Consider the following 4963-nt stretch of genomic DNA (forward strand, 5'->3'; position numbering starts at 1 on the left):
CAACAATCCGGTGATGTCGGGCGAGATCGCCGAGACCGTCAAGGCCGGCAAGACGGTCGGCGGCCACTATGCCTCGCCCGATCTCGGCCTGCCTTTCCACGGCTATGTCGCCGGCGGCGCCGAGGACGACCATGAAGGCACGCGCGCCGAAGACGCGATCGCCCGCGTGCGCCAGGGCATGAAGGCGATGCTGAGGCTGGGTTCTGCCTGGTATGACGTCGCGGCCCAGATCAAGGCAGTGACGGAAGGCGGCATCGATCCGCGCAACTTCATCCTGTGCACGGACGACAGCCATTCCGGCACGCTGGTGCATGAAGGCCATATGGACCGGGTGGTGCGGCATGCGATTCAGCAGGGGCTGAAGCCGGTGACGGCGATCCAGATGGCGACGCTGAACACCGCCCAGCATTTCAGGCTGGAGCGGGAAGTCGGCTCGATCGCGCCGGGCAGGCTGGCCGATCTCCTGATCGTCTCCGATCTCGCCCAGATGACCATCGATGAGGTCTATGGCCGTGGCGTCAGGCTGGCCAAGGCCGGCAAGCTCGAGATCGATATTCCGGCCTACGATTATCCAAGGACGGCGAAGAACACGGTCAAGCTCGGCAAGAAGCTCAGGGCCGCGGATTTTGACATCGCCGCGCCCCAGGGCGCCAACGAGGTTCGGGCGCGGGTGATCGGCGTGATCGAGAACCAGGCGCCGACGCGGGCGCTCGAAGCCGACCTGCCGGTCGAAGACGGGTTGGTCGCCATGGACCGCCGCAACGACGTCTGCCAGATCGCCCTGGTGGAACGACACAGGGGCACCGGCGGCGTGACCAACGCCTTCGTGTCCGGCTTCGGCTATGTCGAGGACTGCGCCATGGCTTCGAGCGTGGCGCACGACGCGCATCACATCATCGTCGTCGGCACCAACAAGGAGGATATGGCTTTGGCCGTCAACCGGCTCGGTGAAGTGGGCGGCGGCGTCGTGCTTTATTCCAAGGGCAAGGAGCTGGCGCTGGTCGAAATGCCGATCGCCGGGCTGATGTCGGACGAGCGCGCCGAGATCGTCGCCGCCAAGGCCGAGCAACTGACGGAAGCGATGCGCAAGGTCGGCTGCTCGCTGAACAACGCCTACATGCAGCACTCGCTGCTGGCGCTGGTGGTCATTCCGGAGCTCAGAATCTCAGACGTGGGTTTGGTGGACGTGACGACGTTCCAGAAGGTCGATCTCTTTATCTGAGACGGAGCGGGCGCTCACTCACTGTCCACCGGTGGCGATGGTCAGCACCTTGAACGGGGTGGTGATGACGACCTCGGCCACCGAGCCGACCGCCTTGCCGAGGCCCTGGCCGATGTTGTTGAGCTGCGCCGGATCCGGCTCGTCGGATGCCAGGCCGGCGGGCGTGCGCAGGCGGTTGCCGAGCAACTGCACCAGGATCGGATTGTCGGCGAACTTGGCGTGATTCAGACCGTCGCCGCCCTTGGCCTGGGTCAAATCGACCACCGTAACGCCGTAATTGGCGAGATCGGACGCGTTGCCGTAGTCGCCGACGCGCGGTTTGTCGCCGGAAATGAGGCTGGACAGCTTGAGCGCCCGGTCGTCGCCCGAGAGCAGGATGGCGAACGGCTTGTTGGGCTTGCCGTAGCGGATCATCTGCTTCTTGAAGACGTCGACGTCGATGTCGGGCGAGGCGAGGATGACATAGCCGAGCTTGCCGTTGAGATCGCGGTCGCCGGTGATGGCAAGCTGGCGCAACGCTTCCATCGTCAGCCATGTGCCCATCGAATGGGCGATGATGTCGATGCTTTTGGCTCGCGTCTTGGCAAGCATTCTCAGCGTCGCCTCGAGGTCGTCGCGCGCGGCGGTGGAGCTGTCCTTGTCATAGATATAGCCGGTCGTCTTGCCGCTCGACGCCCAGGAGAAGAGCACCGGCGTGCCCGGATATTTCGTGTCATGCGCGATCTGCGTCAGGCGATAGACACCGTCGTCGAAGCCGTTGTTGAAGCCGTGCACGAACACCAGGGCGCGGTCGCCGCGCACCGAAATGTCGGCACCGACCGCCTTGGCGAATTGCTGCGCGTCGCCATAGTGGACGACATCGGTCGCGGTGAACTGCTTGGCCGGGTTGCTGTCGGCCGAACCCTTGGCGCGCTCGATCGCGCCGACCTGATGCGCCTTGGGAACGGTCACATCGACGCGAGCGTAGCTGGTGCTCAGCGAGCGATCGCCGTCGAAAACCTGGCGCGGATCCTTGGCTGCCTGCTGGCGGGTCGTGGCGACGAAGATTTCATGCGTGGCCGCAATGTCGGAGGCCGGGACCGCAACCGTCTTCCTGTTGAGCAGATCGTGCGTATTTCCGCCGGCGCAGCCGGTCAGGGCGAGCGCCAGGGCAAGGCCGAGGACGATCTTCGAACGCACGATCACCCGGGATCCCCCAAGGGCGGCAAACCTCTCTGATTACTCCGATAAAGCCAGAGCACGGCCGGGTCCAGTTCAAAGTCTATGCAGCACGGCAATCGCGACGCGATCCGGCGAGCCACGGTTACTGGATCCCGAGCTGGCTGATGCGGTCGGTGACATCGCGGTCGCTGGCAAAACCATCGTCCTCGCGCAGCCGCTGGCCGATCATCTTCACCAGCACGGGGTTGTCGGCGAATTTGGTGTGGTTGAAGCTGTCGTTGCCCTTTTCCTTGGAAAGGTCGACCACCGTGACGCCATAGGAGGCGAGATCGGCGGCGTCCCTGTAGTCGCCGACGCGCGGCCGCGAGCCCGCAATCAGGCCGGAGAGCCGCAGCGCGCGGTCGTCGTCCGACAGCAGCAGGATGAAAGGCTTGTCGGGCTTGCCGTAGCGGCGCATCTGGCTCTTGAAGACGTCGACGTCGATATCGGGCGAGGCCAGCACGACGTCGCCGAGCTTGCCGCTGAGATCCCGGTCGCCGGTGATTGCGAGCTGGCGCAGCGTCTCCATCGTCACCCAGGTGCCCATCGAATGGGCGACGATGTCGATGCGCCGCGCGCCCGTCTGCGCGAGCATTCTCAGCGTCACTTCCAACTGGTCGCGGGCGGCGGCGGCACTTTCCCTGTCATAGACATAGTCGGTGGTCTTGGCGCCCGAAGCCCAGGAGAACAGCACCGGCGTTCCGGGATAGCCGGAATCGTGGACGATCTGCGTCAGACGGTAGACAGCGTCGTCAAAGCCGGTGTTGTAACCATGGACGAAAACCATGACCCGGCCGCCACGGGCATCGATGTCGGCGTTGAGCGCGCTCGTGAATTTCGGCTGCGTGTCGTAACCGACGACCTCGGATGCCATGAAATATTTAGTCGGGTCGTTGGAGTTGCCGCGCGAGCGGCGCTCGATCTGGCCGGTCTGGTGGACCGGCGGCACCGTGACGCTGACGCGGGCATAGTTGAGCGTCGCCGAGCGCTCACCGTCGAAGACCTTATTCGGGTCGTCGGAGCGCTTGCGCGTGGTGGCGATGAAGATCGAGTGGTTGCCGGCGATCTCGGTCGCCTGCGTCGGCACGACGACGCTGCCCAGAATTTCCTCTGTCTGCCGCCCCGCGCAGCCTGCCATCAACAGAGCCAGGGCAATGATCAAAAGCGTCTTCACATGCACGTCGAACAAATCCACTCCGGCCGCAATTGGCCATCAACCTCCGCGAAATCTCCCGGACAGGCGAAGTGCGGCGGAAGTAAGTCGTGTCCAGCGGAAATTTGCTCGGCGGCCGACGAGGGCCGCGGCACTGTTGCGCGAAAGCCAAAACGGCGGCAGGAAGACTTGTTGGTCAGGGGAGCCGCGTGCTGGCGTGTGCTGCCAAAGCGAAAAGAGGTTCCGAAGTGAACAGTTTTTCCTCTCGCGTCGCCTCCGTCGCCGAGGCGATCCGCGGGATCTTTCCGGAAACACCTCTGCAGGAGAACGACTACCTGTCGAAAAAGACAGGCGCCCGCATCCTTTTGAAGCGCGAGGACCTGACCCCGGTCCGCTCCTACAAGATCAGAGGCGCCTTCAATTTCTTCCGCAAGGCGCTTGCCGCCGGCAACAACGCGGAACTGTTCGTCTGCGCCTCAGCCGGCAACCATGCACAGGGTTTTGCCTTCGTCTGCCGGCATTTCGGCAAAAAGGGCGTCGTGTTCATGCCGGTGACGACGCCGCAGCAGAAGATCGACAAGACGCGGCTGTTCGGCGGCGATTTCGTCGAGATCAAGCTGGTCGGCGATTTCTTCGACGATTGTTATCGCGCCGCCTTCGAATTCACCGAGACCGCCGGCGCGCATATGGTGCCGCCCTTCGACCACAAGGACATCATCGAGGGCCAGGCGACGGTCGCCTATGAGATCGCCGCCCAGATGCCCGGCGGGCGCATGCCCGAAATCGTCATGCTGCCGGTCGGCGGCGGCGGACTGGCCGCCGGTGTCACCCACTATTTCGCCGACCGGCATCGCGACACGCGCTTCGTGTTCTGCGAGCCGGCGGGCGCGCCGAGCCTCAGCGAGAGCCTTGCCAGCGGCAAGCGGGTCAAGCTCGCCAAGGTCGACAATTTCGTCGACGGCGCCGCGGTGGCGGAGATCGGCCGCGAGCCGCTGCGCCACCTCAAGGACTTCACTGCCGACGCCGTGCGCCTCGTCCCGGAGAACCGGCTCTGCGCGACGATGATCGAGATGCTCAATGTCGAGGGCGTGGTACTGGAGCCGGCCGGCGCATTGGCGATCGACGCGCTCAAGGATTTTTCGCGCAAGGAGATCAGGGGCAAGACGATCGTCGCGGTGGTCTCCGGCGGCAATTTCGACTTCGAGCGGCTGCCGGACGTCAAGGAGCGGGCGCTGCGCTTCGAGGGACTGAAGAAGTATTTCGTCATCCGCTTTCCGCAGCGGCCCGGCGCACTGCGCGATTTCCTCGAGTTGCTGGGTCCCGACGACGACATCGCCCGCTTCGAGTATCTGAAGAAGTCGGCGCGCAACTTCGGCTCGGTGCTGATC

The 4963-nt window shown here is 64.3% G+C and carries 4 protein-coding genes; 2 read left to right on the top strand and 2 right to left on the bottom strand.

Going from position 1 to position 4963, the window contains the following annotated elements:
- Nucleotides 1–1222, top strand: a 1222-nt coding sequence (locus tag EOA29_RS24760; protein WP_145969778.1) for an adenine deaminase C-terminal domain-containing protein, incomplete at its 5' end; no start/stop codon positions are given.
- An 18-nt stretch (nucleotides 1223–1240) separates the two neighbouring features.
- Here EOA29_RS24760 and EOA29_RS24765 read toward each other — a convergent pair.
- Together EOA29_RS24765 and EOA29_RS24770 are read right to left on the bottom strand one after the other, a co-directional pair.
- Entirely contained in the window at nucleotides 1241–2407 is a 1167-nt protein-coding gene (locus tag EOA29_RS24765; RefSeq protein WP_126093538.1) for an alpha/beta hydrolase, read from the bottom strand.
- A gap of 118 nt (nucleotides 2408–2525) precedes the next feature.
- Nucleotides 2526–3560 carry an alpha/beta hydrolase gene (locus tag EOA29_RS24770; RefSeq protein ID WP_245464959.1) on the bottom strand — a complete coding sequence of 345 codons (1035 nt, stop codon included), beginning with the start codon at nucleotides 3558–3560 and terminating at the stop codon, nucleotides 2526–2528.
- 263 nt (nucleotides 3561–3823) lie between these two features.
- On the opposite strand from EOA29_RS24770, the gene ilvA reads away from it, so the two are divergent.
- The coding region (gene ilvA / locus EOA29_RS24775) for a threonine ammonia-lyase IlvA (protein ID WP_127221747.1) at nucleotides 3824–4963 on the top strand (1140 nt) is incomplete at its 3' end.

It is taken from the genome of Mesorhizobium sp. M1E.F.Ca.ET.063.01.1.1 (genome assembly GCF_003998155.1).
Classification (GTDB): domain Bacteria; phylum Pseudomonadota; class Alphaproteobacteria; order Rhizobiales; family Rhizobiaceae; genus Mesorhizobium.

Bases quoted from the DNA above. Each gene is read 5' to 3' on its own strand.
- EOA29_RS24770 (WP_245464959.1), bottom strand. From the start codon at position 3,560: ATGGCAGGCTGCGCGGGGCGGCAGACAGAGGAAATTCTGGGCAGCGTC.